The organism is Njordella calcicola (assembly GCF_056494125.1).
In genome coordinates, this window is the sequence record NZ_CM151396.1 from 4698176 (window position 1) to 4717622 (window position 19447).

16 protein-coding genes are annotated in these 19447 nt (G+C 54.0%); 8 read left to right on the plus strand and 8 right to left on the minus strand.

Annotated elements, in window-relative coordinates; all coding sequences use genetic code 11:
- The 3 genes from SH302x_RS18030 to SH302x_RS18040 all read left to right on the plus strand — a co-directional run bounded on the left by SH302x_RS18030 (nucleotide 1) and on the right by SH302x_RS18040 (nucleotide 3841).
- Complete coding sequence (locus tag SH302x_RS18030; protein ID WP_479363866.1) at nucleotides 1-957, plus strand: hypothetical protein; 957 nt, start codon at nucleotides 1-3, stop codon at nucleotides 955-957.
- 10 nt (nucleotides 958-967) lie between these two features.
- Nucleotides 968-2020, plus strand: a complete 1053-nt coding sequence (gene tilS / locus SH302x_RS18035; protein ID WP_479363867.1) for a tRNA lysidine(34) synthetase TilS — start codon at nucleotides 968-970, stop codon at nucleotides 2018-2020.
- 234 nt (nucleotides 2021-2254) lie between these two features.
- On the plus strand, nucleotides 2255-3841 hold the full coding sequence (locus SH302x_RS18040; protein ID WP_479363869.1) for an MFS transporter: 1587 nt from the start codon (nucleotides 2255-2257) through the stop codon (nucleotides 3839-3841).
- A 114-nt stretch (nucleotides 3842-3955) separates the two neighbouring features.
- Here the strand turns inward: SH302x_RS18040 and SH302x_RS18045 are convergent, their stop codons facing one another.
- The 4 genes from SH302x_RS18045 to SH302x_RS18060 form a co-directional block, all read right to left on the minus strand.
- Entirely contained in the window at nucleotides 3956-4855 is a 900-nt protein-coding gene (locus tag SH302x_RS18045) for an alpha/beta fold hydrolase (protein ID WP_479363870.1), read from the minus strand.
- A complete protein-coding gene (locus SH302x_RS18050; protein ID WP_479363872.1) occupies nucleotides 4855-6081 on the minus strand; it encodes a hypothetical protein in 1227 nt (408 codons plus the stop codon). The genes SH302x_RS18045 and SH302x_RS18050 overlap by 1 nt, the downstream gene beginning before the upstream one ends.
- A gap of 184 nt (nucleotides 6082-6265) precedes the next feature.
- Nucleotides 6266-6571, minus strand: a complete 306-nt coding sequence (locus SH302x_RS18055; RefSeq protein WP_479363873.1) for a hypothetical protein — start codon at nucleotides 6569-6571, stop codon at nucleotides 6266-6268.
- Nucleotides 6572-6663: 92 nt separating this feature from the next.
- Nucleotides 6664-7314 carry a DUF456 domain-containing protein gene (locus SH302x_RS18060; protein WP_479363874.1) on the minus strand — a complete coding sequence of 217 codons (651 nt, stop codon included), beginning with the start codon at nucleotides 7312-7314 and terminating at the stop codon, nucleotides 6664-6666.
- A 162-nt stretch (nucleotides 7315-7476) separates the two neighbouring features.
- Here SH302x_RS18060 and SH302x_RS18065 point away from each other — a divergent pair, with 162 nt between their 5' ends.
- On the plus strand, nucleotides 7477-8388 hold the full coding sequence (locus SH302x_RS18065) for an HDOD domain-containing protein (protein ID WP_479363876.1): 912 nt from the start codon (nucleotides 7477-7479) through the stop codon (nucleotides 8386-8388).
- 599 nt (nucleotides 8389-8987) lie between these two features.
- Here the strand turns inward: SH302x_RS18065 and SH302x_RS18070 are convergent.
- From SH302x_RS18070 to SH302x_RS18080, 3 genes are all read right to left on the minus strand, one after another.
- Nucleotides 8988-10790 carry a mu-protocadherin- cell-suface protein gene (locus SH302x_RS18070; RefSeq protein ID WP_479363878.1) on the minus strand — a complete coding sequence of 601 codons (1803 nt, stop codon included), beginning with the start codon at nucleotides 10788-10790 and terminating at the stop codon, nucleotides 8988-8990.
- Between the two features lie 12 nt (nucleotides 10791-10802).
- Nucleotides 10803-11729, minus strand: a complete 927-nt coding sequence (locus tag SH302x_RS18075) for a YybH family protein (protein ID WP_479363879.1) — start codon at nucleotides 11727-11729, stop codon at nucleotides 10803-10805.
- Between the two features lie 136 nt (nucleotides 11730-11865).
- Nucleotides 11866-12444, minus strand: a complete 579-nt coding sequence (locus SH302x_RS18080; protein ID WP_479363880.1) for a hypothetical protein — start codon at nucleotides 12442-12444, stop codon at nucleotides 11866-11868.
- A gap of 220 nt (nucleotides 12445-12664) precedes the next feature.
- Between SH302x_RS18080 and SH302x_RS18085 the strand changes: the two genes are divergently transcribed.
- Nucleotides 12665-14101 (plus strand): phytoene desaturase family protein, encoded by a 1437-nt coding sequence (locus SH302x_RS18085; RefSeq protein WP_479363881.1) that lies wholly within the window; start codon nucleotides 12665-12667, stop codon nucleotides 14099-14101.
- Between the two features lie 109 nt (nucleotides 14102-14210).
- Here SH302x_RS18085 and SH302x_RS18090 read toward each other — a convergent pair whose 3' ends face one another.
- The gene (locus SH302x_RS18090; protein ID WP_479363883.1) at nucleotides 14211-16961 is read right to left on the minus strand and encodes a COG1361 family protein; all 2751 of its coding nucleotides are present in this window, start codon (nucleotides 16959-16961) and stop codon (nucleotides 14211-14213) included.
- Nucleotides 16962-17288: 327 nt separating this feature from the next.
- Here SH302x_RS18090 and SH302x_RS18095 point away from each other — a divergent pair, with 327 nt between their 5' ends.
- From SH302x_RS18095 to SH302x_RS18105, 3 genes are all read left to right on the plus strand, one after another.
- Entirely contained in the window at nucleotides 17289-17699 is a 411-nt protein-coding gene (locus tag SH302x_RS18095) for a hypothetical protein (RefSeq protein ID WP_479363884.1), read from the plus strand.
- A 313-nt stretch (nucleotides 17700-18012) separates the two neighbouring features.
- A complete protein-coding gene (locus SH302x_RS18100; RefSeq protein ID WP_479363885.1) occupies nucleotides 18013-18429 on the plus strand; it encodes a GntR family transcriptional regulator in 417 nt (138 codons plus the stop codon).
- Between the two features lie 14 nt (nucleotides 18430-18443).
- The gene (locus SH302x_RS18105; protein WP_479363886.1) at nucleotides 18444-19424 is read left to right on the plus strand and encodes an ABC transporter ATP-binding protein; all 981 of its coding nucleotides are present in this window, start codon (nucleotides 18444-18446) and stop codon (nucleotides 19422-19424) included.
- The last annotated feature ends 23 nt before the right edge of the window (nucleotides 19425-19447 follow it).

The following is a 19447-nucleotide window of genomic DNA, read 5'->3' on the forward strand; positions in this document are numbered from 1 at the left end:
ATGCAAGCGTCCGTCGTGCTCTTGTACCTGGTCAAACGTTTGGCGATAGTACTTCCAGCCTTAGCGGCCGCCGCATTGCTGATGGTTGCATTGCGAGCCGAAGAAGCCAGCGGCTGGATACCGCGCGAGTCATCCCAAGTGGGGTCCATCATCTACTTCCATGTGGCTTCCTTTGGCATCTTGTGGTGCGCCCTGCGATACCCGTTTCGCTGGGAAAGGTTCGCTCTCGTAGCCCTCTGGTTGGTCGCTGACTTTGTGCTGTGGCTGCTTGTGTCTTCTTACGATGGCATTGCGTTTCAATCCGATTACTTGCGCAGCAACCTGCTGGCTACATTGATGCATCGCTATGTCTTTATTGGGACTGCGACCGTGCTGCTGGTAATCGCAGGACGATTGACAACCCATCGCATCGTTCGATCTAGCGAAATTTCACTAGCAGAGAAGGCGGCCGATCACCGCGCTGATCGATATTCGATTGGGATCGCTCAAGTGCTCATCATTACCACTTATTTGGCAATTGGGTTAGCGATCAGCCGTATTCCGGTCAATTATTTTCATCTCAGTTCGGGTTCTTCCAGTCCTGTCGCAGTTGATCTTTTGACCGTCAACCAAGCATTTTGGAGCGTGCTGCGGGGGCTAGCGATGTGGTTTTTGGCGTTGAATCTGTTTGGGCGAGGTCCGTTTCGGATGCATCGCATAATCATCGCGGCGATTTGCCTGCCAGTGATCAATATCGTGTTGCTTCAACTGCAATCGATGGCTACATTTCCCAATGACCGCTGGACGTTTTATACTCCATACTCCATGAACTCGCCGGTTGCCCAAGCGATGCCAATATTGCATCCTTTGGTCGCCAGCATGCTGACCTTTCTCAGCGTGCTGGTGGTTCGCTTCTTGGGTTATTCTTACAGGCCAGTGTTCTCAAGCGAACTGCGTTCGAAGCAGAGCACGTGGTGAAGGAGCTGTCGTGATCGATTCCGCTTTACACTGTCATTTGCTGGAAACCAAGCTGCAAGTCGCTTGGCCGCCTGCGAAATGGACTGGATTGACGGTGCTGGTCGCTTGTAGCGGTGGAGCGGATTCCACGGCGTTGCTGATCGCGCTGGCTCGCCTCGCCCCCCCCGCGACGACCTTGGTGGCAGCGCACTTCAATCATCAGTTGCGAGGCGAAGCGTCTGATGGCGACCAACGCTTTGTCGAGCAGCTTGCGCAGCAACTCAAGCTGCGATGCCTGACGGACAAGGCTGATAAGCTCAACGATTCATCGACTGCTAAATCTGCAAACCGAAGCGGTTCGGCGAGCGAAGAGCAACTGCGAGCGGTGCGATATGAATTTCTGGAACGCACGGCCAATGCAATCGGGGCTCGCTACATCGCCATGGCTCACACAGCGGACGATCAAGCCGAAACGGTAATCCACCGCTTGTGCCGCGGATCGGGATTGAGCGGCTTAAGTGGCATTCCCATGTTCCGTTCGCTGGGGCCTGAGTTGGTGATCGCCCGTCCGTTGCTAAGCGTTTGGCGGGAAGAAGTGATCAGCTATCTGCAATCGCTGCAGCAAGCCTATCGTGTTGACGCGTCAAATGCGGAAGCGATTTATACTCGCAACAAGATTCGCCACCATGTTCTGCCGATTTTAGAAGCCCAAGTTCACCCGACGGCCAAACAGAGTATTGTCGAGGCGGCTTCGTTGGCAGCCGAGTTAGTTGATTGGTTTCAGCAGCAGGCCGATTTGTTCTTGGATGAATATGCGCAATTTAAGGATGAGCAAGTGAGCATCCGCATTGGGCCGCTGCTTGCGATCGGTGCCACGTTGGGCAAAGAGGTCTTGCGACGAGCTTGGCGACGCAGCGGTTGGAATGACGGTGCGATGACGCGTACGCACTGGCAGCAGTTGTATGAAGGCGTTTGCGCGCCCGCAGTCCAAAGCGGCCAACCGCTGATGACAGATTTCCCTGGACAAATTCGTGTCCAGCGCTGTGAGGACATCGTCACGTTGACTTCACCGCGGCGCTTTTAGGCGAACTGCTGCGAAGTATGGACTTTGGCGGCCAAGCAGGGTTGTAACGGCGGGAGTTTGAATTACGCTCCGGTTAGGCAAGCTGCGTAACGGAGAACTGCTTGCCCGCAACGCGATGTTTACGGATGCCAGCTTGACGAAACAAGTCACAAATGGCACCATTCTGACTTCCTGTAGATTTGGGGAATTTTGCATTCCTCGTCCAGCTTCAGCAACCTTAACCAACCTACGATTATGAACAATGAAGGTATAGCGCCCAACGCCAAGCGATTGCTGTGGGCCGGATTCATGGCAATTTTAGCGACCGGCGTCGGATTCTCTGTCCGCGGCGGCATTCTAGGTCAGTGGGCCGAGCAGTTCGGCTTTACGATGACTGACCTTGGCAATATTACCGGCGGTGGGCTTACCGGCTTTGGCGTGATCATCATCATCACCAGTTTATTCGCTGACAAGGTTGGTTATGGCAAATTGATGGTCTTGGCTTTCTTGCTTCATTTGCTGTCGGCTGTTGTAACGCTCGCAACACCGCTTGCGTTCACTGCGGGGGGGAAAGGAGCTGCTTTTCAGTGCTTGTTCTGGGGCATGTTCATCTTTTCGTTGGGCAACGGGGTTTGCGAAGCGGTTGTCAATCCGTTGACGGCGACGCTGTTTCCGAAGAATAAGACGCACTATCTAAATATTCTGCATGCGGGGTGGCCTGCAGGTTTGGTCGTGGGTGGATTAGCATCCTACTTTATGGCGACACAAGTTGGAGCCGATGGCGAGATCATTCGTCGTGCTGTCGACTGGAAGATTCAAATGTCGCTTTTCCTGGTGCCCGTAATCATTTACGGTTTGATGCTATTGGGACAGAAGTTCCCTGAATCGGAAGTTTCCAAGGCTGGTATTTCGATCGGCGGAATGGTTCAAGCATTGATGGTTCCTATTTTCTTCGTATTGCTGCTCACTCATGCGTTGGTAGGTTACGTCGAACTGGGGACTGACTCGTGGATTTCCAAGATTACTGGAACGATTATGAATAGTCCTCAAAGTGGTTTGATGTTGTTTGTATACACGTCACTATTGATGTTCTGCTTGCGATTTGTCGCTGGGCCGATTGTGCACAAGGTCAGTCCGCTTGGCTTGTTGTTGATAAGCGCCGTACTTGGCGCGATTGGGTTAACGCTGCTTGGCAATGCTCAGGGCGTCATCATGTGCGTCCTTGCGGCTACTGTGTACGCATGCGGCAAGACTTTCCTGTGGCCTACGATGTTGGCAATCGCGTCGGAGCGATTTCCGCGAGCGGGCGCGGTTGCGATTGGCTTAATGGGAGGCGTCGGCATGCTGTCCGCCGGTTTGGTGGGCACGCCAGCAATTGGTTACAAGCAAGACTATTACGCTTCCAAGCAATTGGAACAGGAAGCACCCGAGACGTACGGCCGATACAGCGTTGATGAGCCAAGAGGACTCTTCGGTGGCATCCTGCCTGCAATTCGCGGTTTGGACGGAGCTAAGGTTGGCGTCTTGGAAGACCAAGGAAAAGAACTTGCAAACTTGCAAGCGACGCGAGCTGCAGAAAACAAAGTTGACAAGAATCTCGAAGCGTTAGCCGGATGGTGGGACAGTGCCAAGACAAACGTAGAAACCGACGCTGGTCCAGTCAAGGCCGCTGGTCTGTACGGCGGTCGCATGGCACTGAAAGTAACCGCCGCTGTGCCCGCCATCATGGCGGTGATCTATCTGCTGCTGATCATGTACTTCAAAGCCACCGGGGGTTACAAAGCCATCCATGTGGAAGAAGAAGAAATGACCGGCGGTATCAAAGGTCCGATGCAAGCGTAGGTGCTCACCGCACTTGAAAACGCGAGGCGATGCCCTCGCGAATGAATAAAAAACGCGGGGCGATGCCCTCGCGGTTAAACGAAGACGCGGGGTAACGCCCGCGTTATTTTTTGCCTAGCTGTCGCTGAGCAGCCGTTGCAACCAAGCGTTCAGAGCCTCGCGAGCTTCAGTGTAATTGTGATCCGCCCCCGCGACAACGTGCAGGGTATGCTGTGGCCTGTCGGCTAGTATCGCTTGCAGCTTGTGGTCGCAATCCGCAAAATTCATGCGCGTCCCTCGGACTTCTAATGCGCCGAAGATCCAATCCGCCGCTGGGATCTTGTCGGCCCACTGCAAATAGTCATAACGATCTTCCGTACCATACTTGTCCAAAAACGTTTCCGCAGCAATCACCAACGGTTGCGGAAACCGAATCCGCATCAACGTGTCGCCTTGGTCGGCCGCAACCAGTTGCGATGCCTGCTGCAGATCCGCTTGGTAGGATTCGCCATAGCGGGGATCGCTTCGCAGCGACTGATGATGCAGCCTAGGAGGCGAAATGAGAATTAAGCGATCAGGCAAACGCCCATGAGTCAACTGCTGAGCGACCTGCGAAACATAGAAAGCCGATTTGATGGCACCCAGGCTATGACCGATAACATTCAGCCTTTGATAGCCTAGCTGAGATGCGAACTGCAACCAACTGCGAAGGTCCTCGCAGGCGGCATGGATCTGTTCGGTCGCCGCACCGATCAAGTAAGGCCAACTGCCCGCAGCAAAGGCCAACTGGTCATGGCCTCTGGTGTTAATGCGCAGCGTCGCGTGACCCAATTGATGCAGGCTTGCGCACAACGATGCAAGAAGCGAGGACGCATAAAAGTTACCAGCGACGCCGTGAACAACTATCCACAGCGTTTTGTCGCCGCTTGACTGGCTGGGCTCTTGCAGAAACCCATGCAGGCGGATGCGATCTGCACATTGGACTTCGACCAGCGACCCAGGTCCGCCGATCATGCCTGACTTGACCGTCGCCATTAGTTTCGACCAAGTAGAGACCGGCTATAAAGTCCTTTGGTGGCCGGGCGCGGTACAAAGATCGGCTTTGGAATCGCATCGAAAGGAATCGAGTACTCTTTCACCTTCGCAAGCTTCTCTGCTTCTGTACCCTTGGTCAGCTCAGGAAACTTTTTGTAGTCAACGACATCCAGCAGCGTTTTGGCAACCGGTAGCGGACCATATTTGCTGGGCTGATAATCCTTGGTACCACCAAACGTTTGAACGATATCGAGGATCTCTCGCGAGTAGAGGAATTCGCCGTTCGCATCCATCGCCCCTAATTCTTCAAAGCTGCCAACACAAACGCTACTGCTGCTGCGTTCATGATATTCATAAGCGTCATAGCCAACACGCCGCAATAGCTCGGTCAGCTTGTGGGCTTGGCTGGCCGCTTGTTCCAGGACCGAGGTGGCAGGAGTGTTGGTGGTAGAATTGGAACCACCGATTACCATTTGCTGAGCACCGGTGAAGTGAGCGACGCGGACCGTAACGCGACCGCGGCAGTTCAAGATAGAATGCTCGACCGACTTGTTTAGCTTAACGACGAATTCATCCATTTCCGCTTGGAAGAATTCCTTGGGTAGCATCGGATTGCGAGTGATAAACGCGAGGTACATGGGGCCATCTTCGGTCAGCTCTTCCGCCGGCTTTTTGCTGGACCTGAGCCAAGAGCGATACGCCGAGGCCTTCTCGCCAGCAGTAATGTCGTCCGCTGATTTTGCGATCGATTCGCGTTGGAAGAACTCAGGTTTGATCGTCTTTACCAAACGCAATGTCTCTTTGATTTCCGGAAGTTCGGGAGAAGAGAAGTCGCCGATCAAAATGGAATAGCTTTCGACCACGCGGTCGTCTGCATATCGCATGCGTTTTTCGCGACCGGTAGAACTTATCCCAGCGCCAATCACCGTGTTCGAAAAATCGAACGATTTGGGCATGATGTAAGACTTCAAGCCGAATCGGTGTCTTAGTTCTGCGGCCAGCACAAGCGCCTGTTGCTTGGACTCTTCGCCTTCCAGCGTGAAGGCATAAATCAAAAACGGTCCGTGCTCTGCTTTCAAAGCGACATCTTGACCTTGTTCGCCTTTCACCGCTGGCTTGATAAAATTGAAGCCTTTAGGGCTTTGGCCGTGGGCGACATGGCAAGTAACGTATGCATGCAGGCTGACGGTCAATAGCCCTAACAGAAGTTGCCAACGTTTGATCATGTACGCTACTCCTTGCGTCAATTCAATAAGTGTTGCTGCGGCTTGATCCATCAAGCGGAGGATAGCGATACCAAATCAGGAGCGGTTTCTGCTAGTGCGTTTGGCCAATTCCGTCTGTTTTTTACACTCCCTTTACCCCGCTACGGCAGGATAGGAAGTATAGGCGATCTGGCAGTATTGAGATTTAGTTCTGGCTGAATCCGAATGGGGCGTTCATTTCTCGAGCTAACGGATTCTTGCAATATTGGCGGTAGCAAGCGCTGCACAAATCGTAACGTCGCCGCTGGTAGATTTCTTCGTCGAGTATTGCAGAAGCGTAATCGTCCGAGGACTCCAGCAACTGCGATAGCTCCGCCAAATGGTCCGATCCCGATTCATACTCTTCGAACTGCGGATCAACCGCCGCTTCGATTTCAATACGCACCACATACCGCATGTCGCTGTGTGGATCAATCATCTGTTTACATCGATCGCAAGTGTGATGGATCATGGCAGGGGTACTTTACTCTAGCGTTAAAGTTTGAGCTGTTATGCAGGGACGTTACTAGAACCATTGCTTCAGCCTTTATCGTAACGCTAGATTCACGTCAGCCGCAAGTGTTGAAATGGCAGAGCTCTTTGATTTAGCCAGATTCCATCTGGCGGTTCATACCGTGTTTCCATGGCAGGCGGCGGCGGTTGGCTCGCTCCGTCGTCTTGAATCCAAGCCGCTCCGATCAAGACGCTCATGATCGTCCCGCTGCAGACAACTTTGCCAAAGGTACCCAGCAGTCTGCCCCAGAAAGCCGCTTTGCCAATCGCGATCGCCGCGTTCCACTCTTGCCCCACCCAGCGTTCTCCAAGCACCGCCCCCCCAAAAGCTCCAACCCCGCCCAACAATAACGAGACGACGACACTCCCGATCACCGGCACCGGCGTTCCAACAAACAAGCCGACGATGGCGCCAATTATCGAGCCGCAGATGGCCAGAAATGCCGCACGACGCGAGCCGCCCAGCTTACTCACACCGGCCGCTCCGGCAATGAACTCCAGCACCTCTCCAAGCACTGCAATCGCCAAGATCACGACAAACGTCGAAACCTGCATGGCATAAACCCGCGATTGGTCAAAATAGAATGTCATGATGGCGGCGGTGGCGGCCATCAACCAGGCCCCGGGCAGCCCGATAATGCTCAAGCCAAGAAAGGCAATCGCCAACAGGCTGAGGGAAATACTTATCAAAATGTCCAACATAGACTGGCTTTCTGGATTGATCGGAATTCAACGGTTATACCGTCGATGATGTCTATCAATTCGCGTTCCGAAGTCCGCAATTGAGTTTTTTTCGGGCATTGCGCACTCCGAAAGCTATGTTTCCAGTGCCATACCGTTTCGTGCATTGCAGATTCGTCACTCATGACTGTTCTAACAGAAAATATTTCGCTGAACGAAGTCCTTGCTTCAACGCAGTTGCCGGCGTTACCAGCAAGCGCGGTGGAGATCTTGCGGATCGCTCAAGATCCTAACGCACGCCCCTCCGATTTCGCTCGGCCTATCGAAACCGATATTGGCCTTCTAGGGCAAGTTCTGCGTTTCGTAAACTCGTCCTACTTTGGTTTCTCTCGTGAAATAACGAGTGTTCAGCAAGCGATCACCCTGCTGGGCGTCAAACCAATTCAGAACTTTGCGCTTTGGAGCGCCGTCTTCAGTCTAGTGCCAAATCCAAAGTTTGGGTCATTCGATCTGAAACAACTCTGGCAAGATTCGCTGCGACGCGGTGTTTTATCTCGAGAGCTTGGCAAAGCAAGACAGCTTCACAATTGCGAAGAACTCTTTGCCGCATCGCTTTTGCAAGACGTCGCCATCCCCATTCTGCTCAAAGCACTCCCGCAAGCCTACGAGGAGTTGATGGCCGAGCGGAAGTCGCAAAAACGCCGCTTGTCAGAACTGGAACAATTGCGATTTGGTTGGGATCACGCCCAAGCGGCCGCGGCGCTGTGCCGAAACTGGCGTTTGCCGGAAACGTTCGCGGTCTTGATCGAACGCCATCCGCAGCCATTAGAACTATTGCAGGGCACCAAACCAGCTTATGACGCCGCGTGCGTCGCCGTCGCAGCCATGCTGCCAGCTTGCTGTGATTCCGAATGGCACGAACAACACCAGTTCTTTCAGTCGCTAGATGTGCTGATGCAGAGCTTGAATGTGGACTACGCCAGCATGTTTGCTAAGGTCGATCAGCAGTGCGCTGAATTCGCTCCACTGCTAAAACTCCCCGCACCCAAGATCACGCTTTCGCAATGGCTGATCGCCGCCGCTCGCAGCGTCTAATGCTGAGTCGCGGCAAATGTCTTAGGCACTAGACACTTCTTGGGTAGCACTCTCAGAAGGACTTTAGTCCAACGAATAGAGGCAGACCGACGAATAGAAAACAGACTTATTTCATTTATTAGGTGCCAGGCACTTTTCGCGCACAAAAATTCGTCGGTCTCTTTCGATTCGTTGGAAAAATGACTGTTCATTCAGTGCCAGACACTTTTTGAGCAGCACTCTCAGGAGGACTTTAGTCCAACGAATAGAGGCAGACCGACGAATAGAAAACAGACTTATTTCATTTATTAGGTGCCAGGCACTTTTCGCGCGCAAACATTCGTCGGTCTCTTTCGATTCGTTGGAAAAACGACTGTTCATTCAGTGCCAGACACTTTTTGAGCAGCACTCTCAGGAGGACTTTAGTCCAACGAATAGAGGCAGACCGACGAATAGAAAACAGACTTATTTCATTTATTAGGTGCCAGGCACTTTTCGCGCGCAAACATTCGTCGGTCTCTTTCGATTCGTTGGAAAAACGACTGCTAATTCTTTGCCATACACTTCTCGAGTAGCGATTCCAGGGCGACTTTGATTCAACGAATGAAGGGAGACGACCGTTATTCCTCAGGCGGTGGTAATCGCACCAAATTGTACTGCTCGACGCGGTTGTTCTTGTAGTGGACCAACATCGGCGCGGATTCCTGCGTCAAATTGAACAATCCCGTCTCGGCCACCACGTCAGGCGCTTCACTGAAACGGAACGCAACGCGCTGCGTCTCCTTGTCGACTTGTCCCTGGATGGATTGAGCGGTATCGGACTGGATATTAAACAGCGTGCCTGAAATGATTCCATTTCGATCGACGGCCAACTGCATAATCCGCGTTGGCTCGACATCATCTTCATTGGTCGACACAGCAAAGGTGCCCAATGGCAGCCACTCAGCTTCTGCCGCCTGCTCTTCCGACTCCGGCGGTTGAACCGTGGCTAACGCGGCAGCCGATTGCGCAAACTCATTGGCAGTAGCAACCTGTTGACCGTTGATGAATACATAGTTGTTCTCGTAATAAACATTTCCGCCTTGACCATAATCGTAGTAGATCGGCGTCGTCCAAACTTGAGTCGGAACTTGCCAAGTGAACCATGTACCGACGGTGGTCCAAGTCGGATAGGTCCACCAAAAACGCCATGGATAATAGTTGAAGCGATGATAGTAGTGCCAGTTGGTAAGACCATTGGAGTGGCTATACCACCAGTCGCCCGCAAACCATTGATTGTGATAGTTGTGCCAACGCCAATTGTGTCGCACGTTGTCGCCCCAAGTGTGCCAGTATTGGGCTCGAGCTGGGTGAAGGTTGGTCCAAGAGTGCAGGCCATTGATTTGGTTCTGCCATCGATTGTTAATGGCCACAACTTGATCACGATTGATGTTTGCCCAGGTTGGCCGATTGTAGTTAAAGCTGTTATCGACGTTGATCTGCCCGATGTTGATTGGGCGAGAATTGCCATTGGGACGCCCCGGAATATAGTTCGGCAATTGCCCAGGGAATGCGTAGTCGGGACGATTGCCAGGACGGGTCGTCGGATTTGGCTGCGATGGCCGCGTGACAGGACGCGATTGGTCCGGTCGGGTGATGTTGGACGGACGCGAAGGATTCGGAGCGGGTCTAGTTCTGGGTCTTAAGCCTCCATCGATCCCCAGGAAATCGCCGACATCCCCTGGAAGCGGTCGGACCGCCTGACCAGGATTGGGCCGAGTCGGCCGAGTACTTGGCAGGTTGCCCGGCAAAGTGCTGGGGCGACCGCTCGCTGTTCCGTCTGGTCGACTGCCCGGAGCGGTAACGCCCGGGCGAGTGCTGGGACGCGTACCGGGTCGATCACCAAGGTCAGGTATACTGGGTCGAACCATAGGGCGATCCTCGCCGATCTGGCCAGGCCGAGTTGCTGGACGGTTAGAGCCGCTGGGCAAACTAGGCTTCATCCCGCCATTGAATGATCCGTCGCCAACATTGGGTCGGTTATTGGGTAGATTCGGTAAGCTTGGCCGGGTCCCGCCCGGAGTGCTGCCAATGGAAGGTAAGTTCGGACGCGCCTGGGGCGTCGCTGGCCGAGTACTTGGACGAGAAGGAAGCGAGCTACCACCGCCGCCGCCACCACCCACGGAAGGGCGACTGATGTTCGGCATATTGCCAGGCATCGGTCGTTGCATGCCGCCCATGTTGCCGCCGCCAAAGTTGCCGCCGCCCATGTGAGGCATGCTGCTGGGCCGCCCGGCCGACATACCGCCGCCAGCCGGACGAGACATGCCGCCTCCGCCAGGACGCGACATACCGCCGCCACCGTTAAAGCCGCCTGCCCAAAGGTTGGTACCGCTGGCCATCAAGCACGCAGTGGCAATTGTTATAAAGTGTTTGCGATTCATCGTCCTTGGACCTTATTGGTTAATTTCCGGTGCAGCCGCTTGTTCTGCCAAAACTCGGTTTACTGTTACTGCATCGGTCGAGGGTTGTGGTTGGCCATCGATCTCGCGTCCAACCAGTTGAATGCTAAAGCTATTTCCGCTGACCTTCTTCATGATATAGGTGCCGGTCGCTTCACTGCCATTGACCAGGACTTGACTGGAGCCGATCAACCATCCGTCGCCTTGTTCGGCCCAGAGGCCTTCGCCGAATGAACCATCGGCATGGAATGTCCATGAACGGATTTGACCGATACGAGGGTCCCAGCCAATGATCTGCGTGCTGCGTTCTGCATCGCCTGCGTCGTTGACCGTTTCTGTCGTGCGTACCAAAAATGTTTCGCTGGTGGACCAGTTCACCGCGGACCTTACCGGCGGTTCGCTGGAGGCATCTTCCCAAGTTCCTATCAGCCAACTCAGCTTATTCAGCGCGGATTTGGCGTCTGCAGCTTGGATCGATGGCGATTCTTCCATCTTCTGGATGACCCATTGCCCCTTCTCTTTGATTAGCAGAGCGTTAAAGTGTCCGACGCTGGGAGCACTGACAGCGTTGCTAACGACTACTTGTCCGCTAATGGTGGCTACATCGTCGCGGACCATCATGACGTGCTCCAGCGAACCGGAGATGCGACTGCTGGAGTTCGCTTCAAAAGCAGCCTTCAAATCTTCTTCAATGGCTGCCCGACCTTCGGTTATTTGGTTCAACCCTAAATCGATGTGAACAGCTTTTTCAGCCCACATCGCGGACAACTTTTGAAGGTCTTGATTGTTGAAGGCGTCCACATAGGCAGCGATGGCGGCTTTGATTTCCTGCTCGTTGGCCTGGACGATCGAGGAACAAGCCACGCCGGCTAAAAACAACGTCACAAATAAATGTCGAATCATTCGAAGTGGTAGTTTCATGGTGAGGTAGTGTAAGTAATAAATGCCAATAACAAAGTTTGTTTCAATAAGGGGCTGGGTGCTATAGCAAAGTGGCACCAAGGGCTACCATGCACTTGTGGCCCCAGGCCTCTTTATTCGGGGACTAAAATCGCGTTTATGGCTGCTGGTCGGATGTCTTGCCCTCAGGTGATTCTTCCGCGATGCGTTCGACATAGCCAAACATATGGCCGCCCTTATCCCCGTGTTGCCAAGTTCCTGCGTAGCGATTGCCGTGAAAAAGGACTCGAGCCGAAAATGTCCCCAGGCCTGGAATAAAAAGTTCGTCTAATGTAATCATGGGCGTAGAACCTGCGAACTTAACAGCCACCGCAATCGGGACCGTCACGTCGTGATCGCCATACTTGATCCGCGTCGACATGCCCCACAGTTCGCCGTCATCTAATTTGGATACGCTGCGGATCTCATAGCGTTCAGGTTTGCTGTCGCTGGAAGGTCGCCCGTCGATGGTGAAATTACCAACGAGCGCAGAATTGTTGAGCAATTCGGAGAACGCCTTCTCGTACGCAGCTTGCTCTTTACCGGCCGCCGTTTCCACAGCCTGCGGCGTAGGACTAGCGTCAGTTTCCTGGGCCGGAATAGTTGATGTGGAAAAGCCAACGATCAAGGATCCTGCAAGCCCGAAGGCGACGCAGCGCCACGGACGAAATAGGCTTTGGAGTGATTGTCTGTTCATTTTTGCACGCAATGAGCGAGGGCTAAATGGTTAGTGTTGAGTGCGTTGACTGTTTCAACGCAACCGGAGGTATGCACTGCACTATACTTGTATTGTGACGTTTTGGGCGTTGTGAAACAACAACTAGCCGTCTAAAACATGAACTTTGTGGCGGTGTTTTGCACAATGGATTACCGCCGAATCTTACCCGTTTTTCTCTCTTTTAATCGACCGCACCGCTATGCCCAAGGATTTTTTGGCCGGAATCAAGGACTACTACGACTGTATCGTGATCGGCAGCGGATTGGCCGGCATGACGTCAGCCAACATTCTGGGGCGAGCCGGCCACCGCGTGTTGCTGCTGGAGCAGCACTACAAATTGGGCGGACTGGCCACATGGTTCCGGCGTCCAGGCGGCCACATCTTTGACATCTCGTTGCACGGTTTCCCGTTCGGAATGCTGAAAAGCTGCCGACGTTACTGGGGGGACGACATTTCCAGCCGCATCGTCCAGTTGCAAAACATCCGCTTTGACAACCCAATGTTTTCGCTGACGACGACTTTTAATCGCGAAGATTTTACTCGTTTGCTGACAACGCGATTTGGCGTCCAGGAAGCGACGGTACAAGCGTTTTTTGATCTGGCGCGCGGCATGAATTTTTATGACGACCAAAAGATGACCACCGGGGAATTGTTTGAGAAGTTCTTTCCCGGTCGCGAAGACATTGTCCGACTGCTGATGGAACCGATCACTTATGCAAACGGTTCTACGCTGGAAGATCCCGCGATCACCTACGGCATCGTCTTTTCGAACTTCATGGCCAAAGGTGTCTTTATTTACGAAGGTGGCACCGACGATTTGGTCACCCGTATGCATCGCGAACTGAAGTCCAACGGCGTGGATGTCTGCATCAACTCGCCAGCGTCGAAAATCGAAGTCAACGACGGCAGCGTGCAAGCGGTGTGGGTTGGGCAACGTCGGATTCCTTGCGGCGCGGTTGTCAGCAACGCCAACTTGCGATTGACGATTGAAAAACTGGTTGGCCCCGACGCGTTTGATCCTCAATTTGTTGCCGACGCGCGAGCCGTGCGGCTGAACAATTCCAGCACCCAAGTCTACATGGGGCTCAAAGAAGGCGAGACGGTCGATGAATCCACCGGCGACTTGTTGTTCTGTTCAACCGCTCACGCCTTCCGCACCGACTTGTTGCTTAGCCGCAATATCACATCGCGGACATTCAGCTTCTATTACCCACGAACTCGTCCGCATGGCAAGTCGCGATATGCGATCGTTAGCAGCACCAATGCGAACTGGGACGATTGGGCTCATTTGTCCGAGGAAGAGTATGCCGAGAGTAAGCGGGAGCTGATCGAAACAACGCTGGATGCTCTTGAAAAATATGTCCCCAATTGTCGCGACAAGATCGATCATGTGGAGGCCGCGACGCCCAAGACGTTTAATCATTACACCATGCATAATTTGGGCGCGAGTTTCGGAACGAAATTCGAAGGCTTGGCTGTATCGCGCGCACTACCCGATCAAGTCAAAGGGCTATACCATGCGGGCAGCGTTGGCATCATCATGTCAGGATGGTTGGGTGCGATCAATTACGGTGTCATCGTTTCCAATGAAGTAGACCAGTTGCTAACACGTCAGTCTCAAGCGATCTCCAGTTAGGGGCAACAGAGTAGCAGGCACTCTCCGTGTGCCGTCCGCAGAGCAGCAGGCACACTCCGTGTGCCGTCCGCAGACGCGTTACTTGTTACGGCCCAGCGGAGTGTGCCTACTACTGCCCGACGGTCACGCTGCTCGCAGATTCTACGCCCTGAGGACTCAAGGTGCTGCGGCCAAGTGCTCGCATGTTCCACTGGCCTGGCAGACGATGCGCAACATTCAAGTAATACTGAATCGTTTCGTTGGCTGCCATATAACGAATCGTCTCAAACGTCGCTGAACTGCCGTCCGAAGCGTACGTCACGGGGATACTTCGGCCATCGGTCGTCGTTACGCTCTGCAACTCCAAGCCCGCTTGCAATTGCAAAATCAACTGAACATTCTGATCTGCCGATGCGCGATTGTTTCTTAGTGTCAGTTGATAACGCGAGATTGCTCCAGTCGCTACTTGAGTTCGCACTGGTTGTAAATCGAGCGTCAATCCTGCTGGAACACCGCTGCTGCCCCCCCCTGGTGGCAACACGCTGCCACCGCCATTGCTTGGGGGCAGCGCTTTGGTCGGCGGTAATGCACTGCCGGGCGGCAGTACGTTATCAGGCGGCAAGATGCTTCCCCCCCCAGCAGCAGTCCCAGCGGGTCGTAAGTTCAATACGGCATCAGCGCGGACCTGCGGTGCACTAATAGCCGTTCCCGTCAATTGCGGACTTGGCTCTGTGCCGTTGTACACAAAGATCGCTTGAATGGTGGCCGATTCGCCAACTTCCAAAGCAGGTAGCTGCCAGCTTATCTGACGCAGCGATTCCTGCAAACTGTAGCCTTCCGAAGCGGAGGTTGGCTGCAACGAGTTTGAATAAGCGATTGTCGCTTGAATGTTGCGCAGCGGGATCTGGCCAGTGTTGGTCAACAGTAATCCAATCCGTGCGGGAGCGGACGCGTTGATGTCTTCGGTACCTGTTTCCGTTTTGAATTGCAGCGATAACCGAGGCTCCTTCGGCGCGGCCGCGATCACTTCAACCGACATCGATTGACGCGTCAATTCAGCTTCGTTGATCGTCGCGATCGCCGTGGCATTCAAACGACCAGTTTGCCTTGCGATGAAGGCGGGATTCAGCGTTCGGCTTTCGCCTGGCCCAAGATAGGAAACAATACGGCGAACTAAGTTTGCCTCTTGATTGATGCTTTGCAGGCCAGCATCCGATTCCACCGTGATCGCGATGTTATTGAGCGACGTGCGGCCTTCGTTGGTGACAATCAAGTCGGTTTGCAGCAGAGAACCCACTTCGATTTGTTCGGACCCTCGGGCGGGAGTGAATCGCAACGAAACGCGAGGGCTGGAAACCAGCGTCGCAACCGTCTGTTGCTGAGCGGCACCGGATGAACTGGTCGCATCGAACTGGATACGATAATCGCTTTCTGCGGTCGGTTGCAAATCAATGCTGATATCCAATCGCCGCTTGGCGGGCAATTGTCCGATATCCCAAGCGAGCGCGGCTGTCGTCTGCTGGCTTGGCGGCGGGTTCGCTCCGACAACTCGCATGCCACTGGGAATCGGCATGGATAGCCGAGTGTTTTCTGCCGCCAAATCTCCCAGGTTTGATAGGCTGGCGGTATAGCTGAGCACTTGATTGACGGCACCAGCCTGGGGACCTAAAGCTTGTAGCAACAGTTCTGCTTGCGTCCACGACACGACCGCTTGCCCAGTTCCCAACGTCAGTTTTGGCATATTCTCAGAGGCCTGAGCGGGCCGAATAATTTCGATGCCAATCAGAGCTGTTCCAGAACGGCCCGTGACATTGTTGACTTGCGTGGCCGCATTGCCATACTCGTCGACGGTGACTTCATCGACGGGCCCACCAGTCCGTGCAAAGAGCGCCAAATTCGGATCCAAGCTGGTGTAGCGAACAGTCCAACCTGAGGCCGGCGCGAATCCCTCCGAGCGTGTGACGCGCGTGATGAGTTGCACCGGAGCGTTGCCCACGTTGGATGCCGGAGGCGGGAACTGCCAGCGCGCGTCTACCCAATAGATGGTCGCCGTTTGACGTCGCTTGTCCCAAACTTCTGCATCCGGGGCCAAGGCGGTGATGCGAGTAATACCCTCGGTGGGACTGGTCAGCGAAATCCATGTTTGCCCTTTCTTGATCACCAAATCATCGGTCAACTTCTGAGAGCCGCGAGTGAGCACGCGTTCGTTCATGGCTGTGACGCCACGCGCAAAATCAATCCCCAACTTCTGCACAGAACTGACTGGCTTGGAGTGGCTGAAGAAACTGCGAGAGTTTGTTGAGCCGTCGTCGCCAACTTCCAAGATATGCCCGACGCTATCGGGTGCAATCATCCATTCGATCGTTTCACCGCCAACCAGATAACCGTCTTCGCCGCAAATCCCGCTCAACAGAACGACATCGCCGTTGACAGGTGCCACGATGCGAGTTGGCGAAAGTAGCAATTGACCACAGCGTCCGCGATCATCCAGCTTGTTATGATGGCCTGCTAGCAGTTTATGCCCAGCGGGGCGAGCCGTTGGAGCGATCGAAGGCCCGGCCAAACAAGCCGGAGGCGGAGGGGGCTCGCGGTAGCCAGGCGTTGGAATGATGCCGACGTTGGTCGGACTTGCGTGAATTCCCGGTAGCGTCAACTGAGTAGAACCGCCCGACAGGATGCAACTGCCCGTAGGATCAATGGCTGGTAAGCGACATGTCGAACAGCCGGTACTAGCAGCGATCACGGCAATTGCCAGCAGCAGCAGGCCAGTTGTGTTCGAGGGAAGCTTGGCCGACATCAACAACCGGCGCAGCAACCAACGTGTTGCAGAATGCAACGCGAAGCCATCCGCGGTCGAATTGACGTCATGCCGGCGAGCCATGTGAGCGATTGGCCCCTTTCAACTTCCCATTTGTCGAAGATATCCATTAGAGCAGCTCAGCAGTCCTTGCAGTGGGCGCACCACCGAGCTTTGAACCGTAGCTTATCGTTAAGCGACTTTGCGACCCGATCGCGAAAGAAATCGCTGGAATGGTTTGACGAAGTACCAATTGCAACGGTCTTGTCGCACGTAACGGTCGCACAATTCATTTCATGCTGAGTTCTGGCAGCGACATTGACCCAGGTCCATCATAAAAGTCGAATCCAAAAGGGAGACCACTGGTTTCCTCACATACGCAGCCGCCCCTTCGGAATTACTTTGGAACGCATGCTCGCCAATCACAATTTATCGACAACCGTCCATGCGGCTTTGCTGCTTGCTGCCACCGTCGGCTTGGGCAGCGGTTGTCGCGTCCAATTGCCTTCCAAAACGCACAGCAATTTGTGGGCACGCGCGATCGAGGACCGTGCCGATTGGCATCTCGCTCAGATGGGGCAGCCTGCAAATCCGGTCCACCGCGAAAAATGCATGAGCGATTGGGCCAAAGGCTACTATCGTGGCTATCAATGTGCAGCCACCTCGGTCAACCAGTTACCGCCGCCGAACTACCCCGCGGTCTGGGGTCCACAAAGGCATGATCTGCGGGCCGACGAAGCTCAGATCGTCGCCGGTTATCAAGCTGGCTATCAACAAGCCGTGCACGACGGTTTGATCAACGTCGTGCCGCTCAAGCGATAGTCAAAGTTCGTAGTACCGCCTTCAGGCCGCATGTTCGTAGTACCGCCTTCAGGCCGAATGTTTGTAGTACCGCCTTCAGGCGGAATTCATCTAAGTTTTTCGCAGTCGCTTCCGCCGAAAGGCGGGATTACGAACAGGGAACGCCCCTCCCGCGGGAGGGTGAAAAGAGCTGACGGCGCACGGAGTGTGCCTGCTACTCTGCTGTCGGCTCACGAGGCGGCGCGGAAAAATCTTCATGCCTTCTAAAATCATCCTTGACCCTACTGGACCACTAGCGTACTATCTACATAGAACACTAGTTCGGAGGGCAAGCATGTTTTTCTCAATTGATCCAAATAACGGCGTCGCGATCTATGACCAGATCGTGCGTCAAGTGAAATTTGCAGTGGCGGACGGGACGTTGCGCGCTGGACAATTGCTGCCCAGCGTGCGGGTGCTCAGCCAGCAATTGACGATCAACCCCAATACCATCGCGCGAGCTTATCAGCAACTTCAAGCCGACGGGATTGCGGAATCGCTGCGGGGCCGGGGGCTTGCAGTTACCGATACCGCTGTTGAGCATTGCAAGTCGGCCAGGCGCGACATCATCACGGACCGCCTGCGAGCAGTGCTCACCGAAGCCATCCACGCTGGGCTCAGCGAACGCGCGATCCGAACTCTGGTGAATGAACAACTGGCCGCTTTACTGCCTAGTGTAGCGACCGTTTCCTCTTCTCAAGATGGCCTTTAAGCGCAGGAGCTATCATGCACGATCAGATCTCTTCGGAAGTATCATTACGAGCCGACCATGTGATTGAAGTCAAGGATTTGACGGCCCGCTTTCGAGATTGCGAACCGCTCAGTGGTATCAATTTGACAATTCCAAAAGGTACCGTGTTTGCCCTTTTGGGTGAGAACGGTGCGGGCAAGACAACTTTGATTCGCTGCTTGATGGGATTCTTAGAACCGACGGCGGGGCAAACTCGAGTGCTTGGGCTAGATCCGCTCACGCAAGCGATTGATATTCGTCGACGCGTCGGATATGTCTCCGATGCGCCAGCGTTCTACGAGTGGATGAAGGTCGATGAAGTCGGTTGGTTTGCGGCTTCGTTCTATCCAGATGGTTTCCTAGAGCGTTATCGCGAATCGGTCGCTCGATTTGAATTGCCAGTGGCTCGAAAGATTAAACACTTGAGTAAAGGCCAACGTGCGAAGGTCTCGTTATCTCTTGCTTTGGCGCATGATCCTGAATTGCTGATCTTGGATGAACCGACCAGTGGGCTGGACCCGTTGGTGCGACGTGAATTTTTGGAAAGCATGCTGGATCGAGTCGCCGCTGGTCGCACGGTGTTTTTGTCAAGCCATCATATCTCGGAAATCGAACGTGTGGCCGATGAGATTGCGATTCTGCATGAAGGCAAGTTTCGTGTGCATGACAGTTTGTCCAACTTGCGAGATTCTGTCTTCGAGCTAACGGTGACGATGCATGACCCGCTGGCCGCGCTGCCGCCTCTGGAGCGTCCGACGGAAGTGCTCAGCGAGAAAGCGGACGGGCGTCAGCGGCAATTCATTCTTTACAATTTCGCAGAAGAGCAACGCCAAGCAATCAGCCAGATGAATGTGGTGAGTTCGGTACGCATGCGACCCGCAACGTTAGACGAATTGTTTGTGGCTTGTACGCGTGGTAAAGCGAGCGAGTGGAATTCGACGCCGCCAGAAGATGGCTCCAGAATGGAAGTTGCGTAGGAATGGCAGTCAAGCAACAGAAT

Coding starts and splice junctions, on each gene's coding strand:
- SH302x_RS18060 (WP_479363874.1), bottom strand. CDS start 7,314: ATGTTGGACATTTTGATAAGTATTTCCCTCAGCCTGTTGGCGATTGCC.
- SH302x_RS18045 (WP_479363870.1), bottom strand. CDS start 4,855: ATGGCGACGGTCAAGTCAGGCATGATCGGCGGACCTGGGTCGCTGGTC.
- SH302x_RS18050 (WP_479363872.1), bottom strand. CDS start 6,081: ATGATCAAACGTTGGCAACTTCTGTTAGGGCTATTGACCGTCAGCCTG.
- SH302x_RS18030 (WP_479363866.1), top strand. CDS start 1: ATGCAAGCGTCCGTCGTGCTCTTGTACCTGGTCAAACGTTTGGCGATA.
- SH302x_RS18075 (WP_479363879.1), bottom strand. CDS start 11,729: ATGAAACTACCACTTCGAATGATTCGACATTTATTTGTGACGTTGTTT.
- SH302x_RS18040 (WP_479363869.1), top strand. CDS start 2,255: ATGAACAATGAAGGTATAGCGCCCAACGCCAAGCGATTGCTGTGGGCC.
- SH302x_RS18105 (WP_479363886.1), top strand. CDS start 18,444: ATGCACGATCAGATCTCTTCGGAAGTATCATTACGAGCCGACCATGTG.
- SH302x_RS18055 (WP_479363873.1), bottom strand. CDS start 6,571: ATGATCCATCACACTTGCGATCGATGTAAACAGATGATTGATCCACAC.
- SH302x_RS18095 (WP_479363884.1), top strand. CDS start 17,289: ATGCTCGCCAATCACAATTTATCGACAACCGTCCATGCGGCTTTGCTG.
- SH302x_RS18085 (WP_479363881.1), top strand. CDS start 12,665: ATGCCCAAGGATTTTTTGGCCGGAATCAAGGACTACTACGACTGTATC.
- SH302x_RS18080 (WP_479363880.1), bottom strand. CDS start 12,444: ATGAACAGACAATCACTCCAAAGCCTATTTCGTCCGTGGCGCTGCGTC.
- SH302x_RS18100 (WP_479363885.1), top strand. CDS start 18,013: ATGTTTTTCTCAATTGATCCAAATAACGGCGTCGCGATCTATGACCAG.
- SH302x_RS18070 (WP_479363878.1), bottom strand. CDS start 10,790: ATGAATCGCAAACACTTTATAACAATTGCCACTGCGTGCTTGATGGCC.
- SH302x_RS18090 (WP_479363883.1), bottom strand. CDS start 16,961: ATGGCTCGCCGGCATGACGTCAATTCGACCGCGGATGGCTTCGCGTTG.
- SH302x_RS18065 (WP_479363876.1), top strand. CDS start 7,477: ATGACTGTTCTAACAGAAAATATTTCGCTGAACGAAGTCCTTGCTTCA.